Below are 16767 nucleotides of genomic sequence, written 5' to 3'. Positions count from 1 at the left end.
ATTAACATCATCATTTATTTAGGATTCAGTGGGCTTAATGGCGCTGATTTTGGGTTTGAATTCTTATGCTCACATGTCTTAACCGCGTTAAGTAAGGCGGTACATTCGGCGCTTAAGTGGCTATTTGTATTGTTAGAATTCGCACTGCTCGTATTAGCACTGTCAGTATGGTGGCTCTTATCGGCCTTCGCACTGTAGGCTTTGATTTGCAGTTGCTGTATCGCTGCAGCCAGTTGCGGTGACTGCTCGGCAATCTTATCTAATGTCATAGGAGTTTGCTGTAACTCACTGAAATATCGCTGCAATTGCAACATAATTCGACTCACATCGCCACTGGCGCAGGCTTGCTCTAATCCTTTCAAGCCGGAGGCAGTCACTGATTGTGCTGAACTGATTGAAGAGTTTACTGCAATTGGGGCGGTCGTTTGATTTTTTAAGGCGCGGCGCCAAGCGACTAAGGTGATAATCCAAGCGACTAGAGTGACCAGCCATAGCGTAGCAAAAACCGTGGTTAGCCAAGACCAGCCTTTATCGGCCGCGGAGTTGGTTTCCCATGTTGGTTGAGCTGGCGTATCACTTACAGCACCACCTTCAACGATGATGGTACGTGCGGGCAGCGTTGCAGTTTCTTGACGTTTAAGGCGCGGATTCCACCAAGGCACTTTGATTTCGGGCAAGGTAAAGGTGCCCGCTTTGCTGGGAACGATTGCCGAAGTAATACTGTACTGCGAAACAATTTGTGCATCGCGCACAAAGGTCTGCCGCTGGGGTTTTTCTGGGTATGACTTGAGTTCATCGGGCAGAGTTTGCAGTATATCAGGCAGACTATTTTCATCAGCATTGGAAGCCAACAGCGTAATAGTGCGGGTGATAGGGCTACCGACGGTAAACTTTTTAATATCTTCAGGGAAGTTTTCTTTTAGCGCCACTAAATCGGCAACTAGCCATTGGCCTTGGAAACTTGTTGGTGCGGGATTCACTTGAACTGTCAGTGAGGGCGCGCCTGCTTGCATTGGGCGGCTTTCATTAAAGCCAAACATGCCGCCGCGGCGTTGGGATTCTACCAGCACATCGCCAGCAAAGGTTGCACCTTTGATATTCACTTGGCCGGGCAAATCGGGAATGATGCCATAGGTGCGTTCAATCACGCGGTAACGTCGGCCATCGACTATCTCTGAACCATCCCTATCTTCTCCGATTTGTTTGATCTGTGCGCCTTCGATTACTGGTGCACTCAATACGCCCCTTTGTAATTCTACCGCCAGATAGAGTTTCACCTTGTAGGTAATGAGCTGCCCAACATAGGCTTCGTCGGTCGAGACTTTGGCGTCAATGAACAGATTGTTCATTTGCGCGGGCTGGCTACCGGTTTCGACCACTTTGAGAGGAATAGGCGATGAGCTGACGCCGTCAATACTAAAGGCAGGAATGGTTAACTGGCCTTGTTGTTTTGGCGCGAGCAGTACTTGCCAGCGGGTTTCTTTGACCGCATCGAAGTTCATGATTTGCGTGCTGCGACTCACGCTAGTACGGCCGACAATAAAATCTTTCAGTAGTGCGGATGTGTCAAGCTTTCCGGTATCGACTTCGTCATCGACACTGATGTTGAGCACAAAGTATTCGCCCTCCATCACAGGGTTGCGATCGACCGAGGCCTCAATTTTGCTAAGTGCAAAGGCGGGATGGGCCACTCCGATGGCAAGGAGTAGCAGGATAAAAAATTGTCTCGTCACCACTGTTCGTTATCCTTTGATATTTGGCCATTTTGACGGCGTTTTTGATATTCCAACTGCATCTTGTTGCGCAGTAACACTTGCGGGTCTTCACTCACGCCCCTCAGTGCTCGCTGCATTTCTGCGGGCAGTGGCTCGCTATTGGTTGGCGGTGCCTCGACCGATTCACTCATAGCAGCCTCTTGTTTATCTTGCGCATTTTGCTCAGGAGCTTCTTTGGCGGCAACGCTTTGCTTTTCTTGCTCAGTTGACTTTTGCTCTTCAGCATCGGCTTTAGCCTGCGCTTGCATCTTAGCTTCATTGTCTGCAGGCTCATTTTCCTGCGCATCCTGCTCGCCATTTTGCTGCTTGGCTTCATCCTGCTGATCCTGAGCATTGCCATTTTGCTTATCTTGCTCAGACTGTTGCTCATCCGTTTTTTGCTGCTCAGGGCTTGGATCCGCGTCGGCATCGTCCTGTTGATCCTGAGGCTCTTGTCCCGCTTGATCTTGCTTATCTTTCTGAGCGCTATCTTGGTCAGATTGCTGTTTATCCTGCGATTTTTGGTCACCGGATTGTTGGTCGCCAGACTGCTGATCACCTTGTTGATCTTGGTTCTTATCCTGTTGCTCGTTTTTACCTTGCTGTTGTTGCTGTTCCTGCAATAACTTTTCAGCAAGTTCAAGGTTGGCCTTGGCCGCAGGGAAATCAGCTTGTTTCTCAAGCGCGGCTTGATAGCGCTCCTTGGCCTTATCGGGTTTACCGAGTTGCATCAACGCATTGCCTTGATTGTAGAGGCCTTGGGCTGAACTATCTTGCTCGAAGGTTTTCAGTGCTTGCGCAAAATCACCGGCTTTGTATTGGGCGCTGCCACGCCATTGGGGCGACTCAAACTGCTTAGCGGCGTTTGCGTAATCTTGGGATTGATAGGCCTGCATCGCTTGTTGATCTGTGGTTTTCCACACATTGTCCCAGGCATTGTCCCACATACTGGCATGGGCAGGCTGAGGCGCAGCCGCGATCAGTAAGCTGCCAGCAAGAGTGACAAATCCAACACTGGCCACGATTCCTTGTCTAAAGCTGAAAAGGGCGGGTAGCAGTAATAATAAGGCGAGGTAAGGACCGAGATCCTGCCAAGTTTCACCATCAAGATCTGTGGCTTTCGCATCGCCAGCATCGCTTAACCATTGCTGTAATTGGGCGAGATCATTACCGTCGGTGCGATTCTGGATCAGAACGCCTTTGTTATTCACGGCCAGTTTTTGCAGCAGAGCGAAATCAGTGCTGGCCACAACGACTTCGTTGCTGCTGTCGCGTTGTAATTGTCCATCGGGTAGACGGATTGGCGCACCTTGGCTAGTGCCAAAAGCGACGACGGCGAGGCGATATTGGGTGCCACTTAATGCCGAGTTAGCCTCATCAAACTGGGCAGCGGTTATGCCATCTGTCATCAGGATAATATCACCGCGAATATGGCCACCCTGAGCCAGTAGCGTTTTGGCTTGGGTCAAGCCTGCCGCTAAGTTTGAACCACGAACGGGCATGATCTCAGGACTTAAGGTCGGCAGTAAATTGAGTAATGTGCCGGTATCACGGGTTAATGGGCTGATAGTAAAGGCATCGCCGGCAAAGGCGACTAAACCAGTTTCACCTTCTTTGAGATTACGCAGGAGATCCGTTGCCCTAAATTTGGCTTGGGTTAACCGATTCGGCGCAAGATCGGTGGCGAACATAGATACGGACATGTCCATCACCAGTACGCGGCCTTGCTCTGCGGCAAACACAGGTAAGGATTGTTTATTCACGGCAGGTCCGGCGAGTGCCAAGGTCGCAATCAACCAAGTTAAGGCTAATAAATGCAACGGACGGCGGGATTTCTTATTGCCTTGGGTGACCAATATCTTGGCTAAGTGCGGCGCAATATAACGATTCCAAGCGCTGTGGCTCTCGTGTTGCCGCCATAAACTCAACAAGGCTAAAGCTAGCGGCACTAGGGCGAGTAGCCATTCGGGACGAATAAAATGTAGGCTCATTATTTGATGTTCCCCTGTGAAGTGGTTGCGACAGAGGGTTTAACGCGGCGCGCTGCAAAGAGTGGCAATTGACCTAAGGCAATCCACAGACTCGTCAGTAATGCCAGTGCCAGCGGCCAATAGAACAGATCTGCCTGCGGACGATAGCTTAACTGGTCGCGACTCACAGGTTCGAGTTTATCGATTTCTTGGTAAATCTGGTCTAGCTCTTGGCTGTTACGGGCGCGAAAATAACGGCCGTGGGTGACGTCGGCGATATGCTTAAGTTGGTTTTCATCCAGATCCATTGAGGGATTAACCCGCTCACGGCCAAAGAGTGTGCGGCGCTCCATCACATCTGCGCCCACACCAACCGTATAAATGGTAACTTTACGATTAGCGGCAATTTGCGCTGCTTGCTCTGGTTCGATATTGCCCGCATTGTTAGAACCGTCGGTCAATAAAATCAATACTCTATTACTCTCGTCCATTTTATCGAAGCGTTTTACCGCTAGCGCGATGGCTTCACCTATGGCGGTTTGCTTACCGACTAAGCCAATTTGTGCTTCTTTTAAAAATTGCGCCACTGAACGTCTATCTTGGGTGAGCGGCGCCTGTAAATAGGCGTGATCGGCAAAGAGGATCAAGCCGATACGATCACCCTTGCGGCGCTCGATAAAGTCACTGACGACGTGCTGAATTAAAGTGAAACGATCGACGGTTTTGCCATTCACCACCATGTCTTCAATCTGCATACTGCCGGATAAATCCACCGCCATCATCAAATCACGGCCTTGGCTTGGCAGTTCGATAGGTTCACCAAGCCATTGAGGACGAGCAATAGCGAGCACTAACAGGCACCACATCAGCCAGTAGCGTTTGCGGCTCTGACGCGTATTGGCCGCTAAGCTTTGTTTACCCGTTTGGCTTATTCCGGGTAATTGCAGCCGGCCACCATCCACTTGTACTGTGTGTTGGCGCCAAAAAATCAAAGGTAAAGGCAATAATATCAATAGCCAAGGCCATGCAATTGTTAACATTGTGCCTCCGCTTTTTCAGTGTCAGTTTGCTGGGTTGGCGCTTGGCTTTTAGCTCGAGCGTCGCCACTAGCTTGAACGTAGCCCTTAGCTAAAACAAGAGTCGGCTCAGGCGTACTCAGTTTTGCTTTCGATGCCAACCAAGCCTGTGCGAGTTGATGTAATTCATTGGCTTCAGCTAAGGTCAATGGCGTTGCCTGATGGCGTTTTGCTAATAAGGGGCCGATACGTTGGCGTTTATGCTCAGGTAAATAGCTGTCTAACCAAGCCGCCCAAGCTTCGCCATCTAAGGAGGCTATCGCTTCTCTGCTGAGGTAAGTCATGGCGGTGCGCTTTAATAGGCTGTTGACGTCAGAGGCATAGGAAGTCGCTTGTCTATCGAGCTGATTGAGTAACTGTTTAGCGGCTTTTTTTGGCGCTAAGTCACGGTCGCGTTTTCTTAGCCAGATAACTAAGAGTGTGATGAGGGCAATCACAAGTGCTAAAACCAGCCAATAACCGATTGCCCAAGGCCAAGCGCCGATCGGATCGGGATGAATAATATCCTGCAGTTGTGCAAGGGCTGGGTTTGACGCCGTAGAAGGCATAGGTACTGTTGCCTGTGGATTTGCTATTTCTGAATTCACTGTTGCTGGATCCATAGTTAACGCAATAATTCCAATTGATGGGCTAGGGGAGCACCCGCATCTATGAGCTGGGTACGTACGCGCAGTTGCTGCATCATGGCGATAAAGTTGTTTTGTTGACGCAACTGAATGTCGAGCCAAGCCTGATAACTGTGGCGGGTAAGCACTAAGTTCTCATTCCCATCCCGTACCGGCAAATTAAAGTTGTGTGGTAACGGCAGTGTACCTTGACGCAGAGGATCGGTAATAAGATAGGCACCCACATCGCAATGACGCTTAAGCTCGGTGAGAGGCGCGATACATTGGGGACTAAAATGGCTGCCATCTGTCACTATCCAAACTAAGGAGCCGGGTTTGGCGATACGTTGTAATCGCTGACAGGCACGCAGGATTTGGTCAGGATCGCGCTGGCCAGTGCCAACATGATTGAGCTGATTTTCGTGTACACGGCGCAGGCCTGAGATCAATTGCAATATGCCCTGACGACGGCAGCGGGGTTTGAGCTCTAAATGCTCAGACTCGCATGCGATCAAGGCGCCGAGCCGATCGCCATGGTTAATCGCATTCCAACCTAAGGTGGTCGCAAGGTGTCCTGCTTGCACCGATTGCAGCAATAAACTCGAACCAAAATAGAGGCTTTGGCTCAAGTCGATTAACAATAAAATAGGGCGCTCACGTTCTTCGACAAATAACTTAGTGTGAGTTGTGCCTGTACGAGCGGTAACGCGCCAATCAATGGTGCGCACATCGTCGCCCTGTTGGTAGTGGCGCACCTCGGCAAACTCCATACCGCGGCCTTTGATTAAGCTGCTGCGATGGCCCGCTAAATTAGCGCGGGCACGGCTATAACGCTCAGGCATAGCACGGGCGATATTTTGGCACGCCAGCAGCTCTTGCTCGGTTAAATGCAAGCCATCGGCAAAAAGCGGCAAGCCATCGACTGAGGCTGAGAGTCGCGCTGTGTCACTCATCTTATTTCACCTTTATCTTCACCGTTAAGGTACTGCAACTTGACTTAAGATGTGGTTGATCACGTGATCGCGGCTGACACCTTCGGCCTGTGCTTGGTAGCTAAGTAGGAGTCTATGGCGTAATACATTTGGCGCAACAGCTTGAATGTCTTCCGGTGAAACAAAGTCTCGCTCGTGCAGCCAAGCACGGGCGCGGGCGCAGCGTTCTAATGAAATGGTTGCACGCGGGCTGACGCCGTACTCAAGCCACTTAGCTAAGTCTTCGCTGTAACGTAAAGGCTCACGGGTCGCCATCACTATTTCGACTATGTACTTTTCGAGTGGCTCTGCGAGATAGATTTCCATGGCTTCGTCACGGGCGGCAAACACATCTGCTTGTGCAATCGGCTCAGTGGTTGGTAATTCGTGGGTCAGCGCTTCTTTGCGGGATTGACGCAGAATTTCGATTTCAGTCTCGCCGCTCGGGTAATCAAGGTTTAAGTGCATCAGAAAACGGTCAAGCTGTGCTTCGGGCAGCGGGTAAGTGCCTTCGTTCTCTAATGGATTTTGGGTGGCCATCACTAAAAACAGCGGCGGTAGCTTATAGCTGTGCTTACCAACTGTGACTTGACCTTCGGCCATGGCTTCTAATAAGGCTGACTGAACTTTGGCTGGGGCGCGGTTAATTTCGTCCGCCAAGATTAAATTGTGGAAAATCGGTCCGGCTTCAAATTCGAAGGTGCCGGTTTGCGAGCGATAGATATCTGTGCCAGTTAAGTCGGCGGGTAGCAGATCTGGGGTAAATTGAATGCGGTGAAAATCGCCCTCAACCCCGTCACATAAGGCTTTCACTGCACGGGTCTTTGCCAGCCCCGGTGGTCCTTCAACTAATAAGTGGCCATTGGCAATTAAGGCAATGAGCAGATTTTCGGTCAATACTGGCTGCCCTAAAACAACCTTATTTAGGTAAGTGCGTAATGCGTGGAAGCGACTCAAAGGCATGATGCTACTCGTTTTATTATGTTGAAAATACGTGTGTGGGCTATAGACAACAGCTATGGTAAAGAATTCCCTTAGGGTTTGGCTAGTGTTAAAAAAACAAACAGGTGTTTAAAACTTGCTGACAAGAAGTTAGAATCAGATCACACTTTAATGGTCAGACCTGTTATTGGGCGTTTTTCGCCGTAAAACAATGGGTCAAACACGGAAATCGATAGCGCCGCCTGAAATCTCTCAGCGATTGCGCACATAAAGAGGGTGACAAATGAGTGATAGACAACAGGTTACGAACGCCAAGGGTGAACGTATCGCCATTGTAGCGGGTTTAAGAACGCCCTTTGCAAAGCAAGCCACGGCATTCCACGGCGTATCGGCGCTCGATATGGGCAAAATGGTGGTCAATGAATTATTGGCGCGCTCAGAACTCGATCCTAAGCTGATTGAGCAATTAGTATATGGACAAGTGGTGCAAATGCCCGCTGCACCTAACATTGCCCGTGAAATCGTACTCGGTACTGGCATGAATGTGTCGACCGATGCCTATAGTGTCACTCGCGCCTGTGCAACTAGCTTTCAATCTGCCGTAAACGTGGCTGAATCTATCATGACGGGTAATATCGAAATCGGTATTGCGGGCGGCGCCGACTCTTCCTCTGTATTGCCTATCGGTGTATCGAAAAAATTAGCCCATGCGTTAGTCGATCTGAATAAAGCCCGTAGCTTTGGGCAAAAGTTACAAATTTTCCGCCGTTTAGGTTTAAAGGATTTATTACCTGTGCCGCCTGCGGTGGCAGAGTACTCAACGGGCTTGTCTATGGGACAAACCGCCGAGCAGATGGCAAAAACCTACAATATTAGCCGTGCCGATCAAGATGCCTTAGCACATCGCTCACATACCTTAGCGAGTGAAACTTGGGCTTCCGGCCATTTGCGTGACGAAGTTATGGTCGCGCATATACCGCCGTATAAGCAGTTTATCGATCGTGATAACAATATCCGCGAAAACTCAGTATTGGAGTCATATGCTAAGTTGCGTCCTGCATTCGACAAACAACATGGTACTGTGACGGCGGCCAATAGTACGCCACTGACTGACGGTGCCTCAGCGATTATCCTGATGAGTGAAGGTCGAGCCAAAGCCTTAGGTTATCAACCTATTGGTTACATTAAGAGTTACGCCTTTAGCGCCATTGATGTGTGGCAAGATATGCTGATGGGGCCATCCTACGCGACGCCACTGGCGTTAAAACGTGCCGGAATGGAATTAGAAGATCTTACCCTGATTGAAATGCACGAAGCCTTTGCGGCACAGACATTAGCGAATATGCAGATGTTTGCTTCGAAAAAATTTGCCGAAGAAAAACTCGGCCGCAACCGCGCGATTGGCGAAATCGACATGAGCAAGTTTAACGTGCTCGGTGGCTCGCTCGCTTATGGTCATCCTTTTGCGGCAACGGGAACCCGTTTAATCACCCAAGTGTGTCGTGAGCTTAAGCGCCGTGGTGGTGGAACTGGCTTAACGACGGCCTGTGCGGCCGGTGGTTTGGGCGTGGCTATGATAGTGGAAGTGGAGTAATTTGCATGGAAAAGACCTTTAATTTAACCCGCCGCGACGACGGTATTGCCATTTTGACTATGGATGTTCCTGGCGAAACCATGAACACCCTAAAAGCACAGTTTGGCCCTGAAATCAGTGAGATCCTGGCTGAAATTAAAAGCGATCCTCATATTCGTGGACTCGTGCTGATCTCTGGCAAAAAAGATTCTTTCGTTGCGGGCGCTGATATTTCCATGCTCGATGCCTGTAAAACGGCGGCCGATGCCAAAGCCTTATCTCAGCAAGGGCATGTGGTTTTTAATGAGTTAGAAGCCTTAAAAATTCCTGTAGTGGCGGCAATCCACGGTGCCTGTTTAGGTGGTGGTTTAGAGTTAGCCTTAGCCTGCCATCAAAGGGTATGTAGCAACGATGGTAAAACCATGCTCGGCGTACCGGAAGTTCAACTTGGCTTATTACCTGGCGGCGGTGGGACTCAACGTTTGCCTCGTTTAGTCGGCATTACCACCGCCTTAGACATGATGTTGACCGGTAAACAAATCCGTCCTAAACAAGCCTTGAAAATGGGCTTAGTGAATGATGTTGTACCGCAGACCATTTTGCTGCAAACCGCAGTTGAGATGGCGCTTGCTGGTAAACGTGCACCGAAACCTGTTAAAAAGTCACTCGTTAATCAAGTACTTGAAGGCACGAGCTTTGGCCGTAACATTATTTTTGATCAAGCGACTAAACAAGTCGAAAAGAAAACCCAAGGTAATTATCCAGCACCAGCCAAAATTATTGACTGCGTGCGTCAAGGGATTGCGAAGGGGATGCAAAAAGGGCTAGAAGTCGAAGCGAGTCACTTTGCCGAATTAGTGGTATCAAAAGAATCTGAAGCGCTGCGCAGTATTTTCTTCGCCACCACAGAAATGAAGAAAGAAACCGGCGCTGAGGGTGCTACGCCGCGTAAAGTGAAGAAAGCGATGATCTTAGGTGGCGGTTTAATGGGCGGAGGCATTGCCTCTGTGACTACCACTAAGGCTAAAATCCCCGTTCGCGTCAAAGACATCAGCGAAAAAGGTTTAAGCAATGCATTAGCCTACGCTTATAAGTTGTTGGATAAAGGGGTAAAGCGCCGCCATATGACGCCTGCTGCCCGTGATAACTTAATGGCGCTGATGACGACAACCACTGAGTATAAAGGCGTTAAAGATGCCGACATCGTTGTGGAAGCGGTATTTGAAGACTTAGCGCTTAAGCATCAAATGGTGAAAGACATTGAGCGTGAGTGTGGTGAGCACACGATTTTTGCGTCAAACACCTCATCTTTGCCAATTAGCCAAATCGCTGAGGCGGCGACGCGTCCTGAAAATGTGATTGGTCTGCATTATTTCTCGCCAGTGGAAAAAATGCCGCTGGTGGAAGTGATTGCCCATGCTAAAACGTCACCAGAAACCATTGCGACCACGGTCGCATTTGCCCGTAAGCAAGGTAAAACACCGATAGTGGTGCAGGATGGTGCGGGTTTCTACGTGAACCGTATTCTGGCTCTGTATATGAATGAGGCCGCGCAATTACTACTTGAAGGCCAAAGTGTTGAGCATTTGGATAAAGCTTTAGTGAAATTTGGCTTCCCTGTGGGACCGATTACTTTGCTCGACGAAGTGGGTATCGACGTGGGCGCAAAAATTTCACCGATCCTCGAGAAAGAATTGGGTGAACGTTTTAAAGCGCCAGCGGCATTTGACAAGCTTTTAGGTGACGATCGTAAAGGCCGTAAAAATGGCAAAGGTTTCTATCAATACGGCGCATCGAGCAAGAAAGCTAAAGCTGTCGATGAGAGTGTTTATGGCGTGTTAGGCATTAAGCCTGGCACCAATAAAGACGCAAAAGCGGTTGCCGAGCGTTGTGTCGTACAAATGCTCAATGAAGCGGTGCGTTGTTTAGATGATGGTATTATTGCATCGCCAAGAGATGGCGATATTGGCGCCATTTTCGGTATTGGCTTTCCGCCATTCCTCGGTGGCCCATTCCATTATATTGACACTTTAGGCGCTGCGAACTTAGTGAAGATCCTTGAAGGTTATCAAAGTCAATTCGGTAACAGATTCGAACCTTGTGAGCGCTTAAAAACCATGGCTCAAGAAAACGCGCACTTTTTCTAAGTTTCAGTGAATTTAAGTCATAGTTAATCTAGGTCTTAGTTAATCAAGATTGAACAAAAAAGCGGCAGATCATTGCCGCTTTTTTTATTGCCATAAGGCATGTTTTTGCCTAAAAAATGTTCATGTTGGGGATGTGGATCTTGTATAATCCGAGCCCTTTATCGAGAGTTCGGTGTTACGTGTTCTGTACTGAGAGCGCAGCGAGGAATGAGTATTGCTCGTTTATGCATAGTGCGGAGAACTTTTTATCCTGCCGTTAAAACGACGTATTTAACATGCGCATCAATCACCAAGACTACGCTAGTAGCATCCGCATTTTAATGAGGAATTAATTTCTCTACATTTATGATTTATTTAGTTGTTTTTAAAGAGGTGGTTTGTGGTTTTGCTGGTTATGTTTATCGCATTAATCTCGGCTTGGTACTTCGGCTTAGCTGCATTTACCGCAGGTTTTACTGTTAAGCATTGGGTGCTGCTGGGTTTTGTGCTCGGGCCTCTGGCTTATCCACTCTTTACGACACATAGTCATTTAGCCTTGAGGAAAATCCGTTGTAGTGAGGAAGGGATATTAAATAGCTAATTTATTAATTTGTTAGGTAATTTCCATGACTACATGACTACATGACTATTTAGTACTTTTATATTCACTTAAAACTAAAGGGAGCCAATGCTCCCTTTATTGTTTCTAAGCTGCGCTAACTTAATTAACTATCACTGTACATGAGTTAGACTCATGGCTACAGAACTTAAATTAGTTCCACCAACCTTTTGCAGAAATCACTTCAAGGTGATTCAAGCCTTCAGGCAACTTAACTTTTTTACGCGCTGGCTTGGATAAACCGAGTGCTTTTTTGATTGAATTTAGCATTTTAGCTCCTTAATAAAAATTTTTATTAAGCAAAAGTTGTTTCGGTAAAACGAACATTTGGTGCTGCAGCCACTTCTAAAGATTTAAAGCGGACATTTGGTGCTGCAGCTACATCCAAAGATTTAAAGCGGACGTTAGGCGCTGCAGCTAGCTCAAGAGGTTTAAAGCGGACATTAGGCGCTGCAGCCAGTTCAAGAGGTTTAAAGCGGACATTAGGCGCTGCAGCCAGTTCAACAGGTTTAAAGCGGACATTAGGCGCTGCTGCTAGTTCAACAGATTTAAAGCGGACATTAGGTGCTGCTGCTAGTTCAACAGATTTAAAGCGGACATTAGGTGCTGCTGAAAATGTATCGATGTTGTTTGGTGTCGTAAAAGTGCTTACAGCAACAAATGACGATGTTAATGCAATAACAGTGAATATTCCTTTAATCATTCTAAATTCTCTCTCAGGGTAAGTTAATATAATAATTTTTTGACACTGAACAAATTATTGCAGTTGTTGTGCCAATGTTTAAAATTACACCTGTGACAGTTGTTGAAATGATGTCTTTATGTTTTTCTTTCCTTCTGCTTGGTCATATCTTCTTGCAATAATAAGGTAAAATCAGATTCCTTTATCGCTTTACTGAAGATGTAGCCTTGAATTTCTTCACAGTTGAGTGCCCGTAAAATGTTCAACTGTGCTGCTTGTTCTACGCCTTCACCCACAACAGAAAGCCCCATGTTATGGGCGATGGTGATAATAGAATCGACCATTTTGAGATCGCGATCAGATTTATCTATATCGTCAACAAAGGCTTTGTCAATTTTTAAAGTATGAATAGGAAAGCGTTTTAAGTATGAAAGGGACGAGTACCCTGTGCCGAAATCATCGAGTGCTAAACTGACGCCCATTTTAGCCAATTGCTGCATGACAATAATTGCTGTTTCAGGCTGTTTAATGACGGTGCCCTCCGTTATTTCTAATTCAAGATGACATGCGGGGAGTTTGGTGAGTCTTAAAATTGACTCTATTCGTTGTTGAATATCGGGCAGAGCAAATTGACGTGACGATAAATTGACGGCGACTCTGCCGCTGAATATGCCTTGTTCACGCCATTTTTGCGCTGCGAAACAGGCCTTGCGTAAGACAATTTCACCAATTTCAACAATCAAACCGTTTTCTTCAGCAAGTGGAATAAAGTCATTGGGGGGAATTAAACCATGTATTGGATGATTTAATCTGACTAAAGCCTCCATACCTGCAATTTTACTGCTTTTAAGATCAACCTTAGGTTGATAATAAACTTCAAATAGATCATCTTTTAAGCCTTCACGGATAAGATTTTCTATTTCTAATTGCCTAATTGCATGTTGGTTCAAGGACTCAGAATAAAACTGGTAGCAATTACCTCCCGCAGACTTAGCATGGTACATAGCAATGTCAGCCTTCCTCAGTAATGCTTGCTCACTTTGCTCATCTTCTGGGAATAGCACTATGCCAATACTTAATCCTAGGACTAGCTGTTCATTGCTAACGTCAAATGCAGGTTTTAATCCCTCAATAATACGGTTAGCAATCGCAGCACTGGCGCTTATATCTGAGTCTTTATCTAATACAATGGCGAATTCATCCCCACCTAGACGATAAATGTTAGTATTTTTAGGAAGTAAGGACTTAATTCGGGTAGCAACGAGCTTTAATAATGCATCCCCAATTTGATGGCCTAAGGAGTCATTAATACGTTTAAAATTATCAAGATCAAGTACCATAAGCGCATGAGCTATTTCTCGATTAACTAGGTTACTTAAGGTCACTTGTAAGTTGGAGCGATTTGGCAGTCCAGTTAAGAGATCGTTATTGGTTAATTTTCTAAGCTCTTCTTCTTGCTGCTTACGTCTTGATATATCAGAAAAAACACCAACATAATGTGACAATTCGCCTAGCTCATCATAGATAGCATCGATAGTGAGCTCCATATGGAAGTGACTGTTATCTCCTCTGGCAGCTTCGACTTCATTTGCCCAGCGACCTTGCTGTTTCAACATGGTTCTGATTTGGGTGGAGAAGATTTCTGGATATAAATCAAATGTGAGTAAGTTGCCAATAAAATCAGTTCTGTTACGTAATGAAATTTTACAACAAGCTTCGTTGACTTCGACAAAACGGTATTCGTTGTCGAGGATAAACATGCCTTCCGAAATATTTTCAATCGCTTTTTCAAAGAGTTTTAGCTGCTCTTCTTTTTGTTTAAATTGACTAATATTTTTAATCGTTCCAGTCATTCGCAGGGCATTATCTTTGTCATCCCGCTCTACAATCTTGGCGCGGTCTAAAATCCATACCCAATTGTCGTCTTTGCCTTTTACCCTATATGCGGCTTCAAAATGATCTGTTTCACCATAAAAATGCTTATTGAGCGCTTCACGGACACGTTCTTGATCCATAGGATGTATATTACTTTCTTCATCCGATTTACCTGAACGATGTCCATCACGGGGAAATTCAAGTGCTCCCCAAATATTTGAGCGAAAAATATTGCCAGTTTCTATGTCCCAGTCCCACATTTCATCACCACTTCCCCAAAGGGAAAGTTTTAATCTTTCTTCGCTGAGCGCTATTTGGCGTTGCACTTCTCTTTTCCGTAACACTGCTTTAATAATAAAAAAAGTTATTAGCAATGTAGTTATGAAGTAAATTGATTTTGCCCAATAGGATAGCCACCACGGAGGGGATATATAGATACTGAGAGATTTTATAGGACCTTTATCTCTTGTTATTGGATTTTCGGCATAAACATTGAACATATAATTACCTGGAGAAAGGTTTGTATAAGTTGCCGAGTTTGTTCCTTTGGCTGTAATCCATGAGTCTGATAATCCATTAAGGTTATAAAAGTATTCAATATTTTTTTGGCTTGAATGAGGGGAGTTAAATCTTAGGGTAAATGGATAGTCAGAGTATTTCAATTTTACAACATCTGATTTAGAAATGCTTTTTTCTAAAAAATCACTTTTTATTTTAACTTCTTTATTGAAAACGAGGAGTTCATTTATGTTAGTTTTTATTTTGTGTTTTGTTATTTGGGATTTAATTTCACCTTTGCTAATTAGACTTATCCCCGATATTCCACCAAATAAAAAATTTTGTTGCCAATATATTCCGCTTTGGGTGTTATATTCCTCTTGGCTACCATAGTTTGTGGGGATTCGGTATATTGCACCATTATCACTTAATATCAGTTCGTTGATTGAGGATGCAACGAATTCACCTTCGGAATCTGTCGCGATGGAGTAAAAAGGTTTATTTGTGTTGTAGATTTCATTGGTTTTGTAATCTATTTTATTAATAGAGTATATGGATGTTCTTGTTCCAAATATATAAGATTCAGGTGTTTCCGCAACACAGTAAACGAAGTCTTTGTTGAATAGTGTTATTTCTTCGCCGCTAGGTTTTATTTTTATTAATCCACCTTGGGTAGCAAGAAGTATACTATTGTCTACCGTATATAATATTTGAAATAATGGGTTCTCATTTTTAAGTTGAGTGGTTTGAATTTTTTCATTTGTATTTAGGTCTATTTTATATATAGTTGAGTTATCGTTTCCAACGACTATTTTTTCATCAGATGGATTCTTATATAACGCAACGATATTATCATTCAGCAGTTTTTCGCTATTAGTATTTCCCAATATGTATAAACCATTTTTCCCTCCGACAACCAAGGACTCTTTATGTTTTGAAACATATTTAGGGCCAGTCATTCCAGTGTCAACTTTTCGAATAAGATTAAAGTTTGAATCGTATATTTCAATTTCATTGTTGTCGTCGGATGTTACTATTTTTGTTTCATCTAAAATATTTATCGACCAAATGTTTCCTGCGGGGTTTATTAATGATTTTACAATGTTGCTACTATCTCTTATTAGAATAAACCCCATATTTAATGAAGGAATTATTGTATAGTTATTCGTCCTATAGGCTTGAACTTGATTGGTGATTTCTTTCTTTTCTAATACATAACCTTTTGATGTTACCTCTGATGATTCAAGGTTTGTTTGTATTACTTGACCATCAATCACGGCTAAACCTGTATACTCACCAGCAAGAGCGTTCGGTATGTCTTCTGATATTTTTTTATAAATACCATCTGATGTTAAAATATAAACTCCACTTTTGCCTTTTACTATGTCTACAGATTGTAGGGATAAAATAGTAGTTGTTGAATCTTCGTGATAATGAATAGTTTTACCATCATGATTTCTTACAATGTAGCCGTTATTAGTCTTAATTGCTTTCTTTATGAAGCTAAAGCTTTCATCTTGATATGTTTTTATTATTTCTAAATTATCTTTTCTAATATCAATGATCTTGTTTTTAGTACCTATAGTATAAATTTCACCATTGTCATTTATAGACCATATGGCTTCATTTATTTGTTCCTGTTTTTTGAAGGATTCAAGTGCTGAGTCGTAAACATTTAAACCATTGTCAGTTCCAACTAACATTGTTTTATTGTCAAATAATAGGCTTTGAATAAATGAACTAGATAGACCAGAGTGATCATGTGCAAAAAAATGCTTAAATTCTTCACCGTCGAATCGATTTAATCCGTTCAAAGTACCAATCCAGATGTAACCATCATTATCTTCAATGACCGATGTAACTGTACTCTGGGATAGGCCTTCTGGGACGCCATAAGACTCAGTTTTTAAAGCGATTGGTAATTGTTGCGCTTCTGCGGTCGATAGGAAAATAGCTAGAAGAAAGAAAATTCTCAAGAGTGCTTTAGGCATAGTGTTTGTTCTTATTATCCGAGGATGCCATGAAACAATTGTGTTACATCACTTTTCCAGAAAGTGAGCGGTTTGTCAAAGTAGA

The 16767-nt window shown here is 44.9% G+C and carries 11 protein-coding genes; 3 read left to right on the top strand and 8 right to left on the bottom strand.

Annotated features, from left to right (window positions below; genetic code table 11):
• Nucleotides 1–14 precede the first annotated feature (14 nt).
• Genes L5M71_RS02480 through L5M71_RS02455 form a run of 6 tightly spaced genes read right to left on the bottom strand, consistent with a single transcriptional unit; the run spans nucleotide 15 to nucleotide 7339 of the window.
• Complete coding sequence (locus L5M71_RS02480; RefSeq protein ID WP_263206259.1) at nucleotides 15–1736, bottom strand: BatD family protein; 1722 nt, start codon at nucleotides 1734–1736, stop codon at nucleotides 15–17.
• The gene (locus L5M71_RS02475; RefSeq protein WP_263206257.1) at nucleotides 1730–3745 is read right to left on the bottom strand and encodes a VWA domain-containing protein; all 2016 of its coding nucleotides are present in this window, start codon (nucleotides 3743–3745) and stop codon (nucleotides 1730–1732) included. Before L5M71_RS02475 ends, L5M71_RS02480 begins: the two co-directional genes overlap by 7 nt.
• Nucleotides 3745–4764, bottom strand: a complete 1020-nt coding sequence (locus tag L5M71_RS02470) for a vWA domain-containing protein (RefSeq protein ID WP_131525283.1) — start codon at nucleotides 4762–4764, stop codon at nucleotides 3745–3747. Before L5M71_RS02470 ends, L5M71_RS02475 begins: the two co-directional genes overlap by 1 nt.
• Nucleotides 4758–5402, bottom strand: a complete 645-nt coding sequence (locus L5M71_RS02465; protein ID WP_263206255.1) for a DUF4381 domain-containing protein — start codon at nucleotides 5400–5402, stop codon at nucleotides 4758–4760. The genes L5M71_RS02470 and L5M71_RS02465 overlap by 7 nt, the downstream gene beginning before the upstream one ends.
• 2 nt (nucleotides 5403–5404) lie before the next feature.
• Nucleotides 5405–6358 carry a DUF58 domain-containing protein gene (locus tag L5M71_RS02460; RefSeq protein ID WP_263206252.1) on the bottom strand — a complete coding sequence of 318 codons (954 nt, stop codon included), beginning with the start codon at nucleotides 6356–6358 and terminating at the stop codon, nucleotides 5405–5407.
• Between the two features lie 24 nt (nucleotides 6359–6382).
• Nucleotides 6383–7339, bottom strand: a complete 957-nt coding sequence (locus tag L5M71_RS02455; RefSeq protein WP_028761051.1) for an AAA family ATPase — start codon at nucleotides 7337–7339, stop codon at nucleotides 6383–6385.
• Between the two features lie 262 nt (nucleotides 7340–7601).
• On the opposite strand from L5M71_RS02455, the gene fadI reads away from it, so the two are divergent.
• The 3 genes from fadI (at nucleotide 7602) to L5M71_RS02440 (ending at nucleotide 11618) form a co-directional block, all read left to right on the top strand.
• Nucleotides 7602–8912, top strand: coding sequence for an acetyl-CoA C-acyltransferase FadI (gene fadI, locus L5M71_RS02450; protein ID WP_014610833.1), 1311 nt, complete (start codon nucleotides 7602–7604; stop codon nucleotides 8910–8912).
• Nucleotides 8913–8917: 5 nt separating this feature from the next.
• A complete protein-coding gene (gene fadJ, locus L5M71_RS02445; protein WP_263206250.1) occupies nucleotides 8918–11038 on the top strand; it encodes a fatty acid oxidation complex subunit alpha FadJ in 2121 nt (706 codons plus the stop codon).
• A 379-nt stretch (nucleotides 11039–11417) separates the two neighbouring features.
• The gene (locus L5M71_RS02440; protein WP_263202309.1) at nucleotides 11418–11618 is read left to right on the top strand and encodes a hypothetical protein; all 201 of its coding nucleotides are present in this window, start codon (nucleotides 11418–11420) and stop codon (nucleotides 11616–11618) included.
• 313 nt (nucleotides 11619–11931) lie between these two features.
• On the opposite strand, the gene L5M71_RS02435 is transcribed toward L5M71_RS02440, so the two are convergent.
• Together L5M71_RS02435 and L5M71_RS02430 are read right to left on the bottom strand one after the other, a co-directional pair.
• Entirely contained in the window at nucleotides 11932–12339 is a 408-nt protein-coding gene (locus L5M71_RS02435) for a hypothetical protein (protein ID WP_263206247.1), read from the bottom strand.
• Nucleotides 12340–12455: 116 nt separating this feature from the next.
• On the bottom strand, nucleotides 12456–16682 hold the full coding sequence (locus L5M71_RS02430) for an EAL domain-containing protein (RefSeq protein WP_263206245.1): 4227 nt from the start codon (nucleotides 16680–16682) through the stop codon (nucleotides 12456–12458).
• Nucleotides 16683–16767 lie beyond the last annotated feature (85 nt).

Source organism: Shewanella sp. SW1 (genome assembly GCF_025653545.1).
GTDB classification, from domain to species: domain Bacteria; phylum Pseudomonadota; class Gammaproteobacteria; order Enterobacterales; family Shewanellaceae; genus Shewanella; species Shewanella oncorhynchi.
Note: the sequence above shows the minus strand (reverse complement) of the source record. Positions and strands in the feature narration are given on the sequence as shown.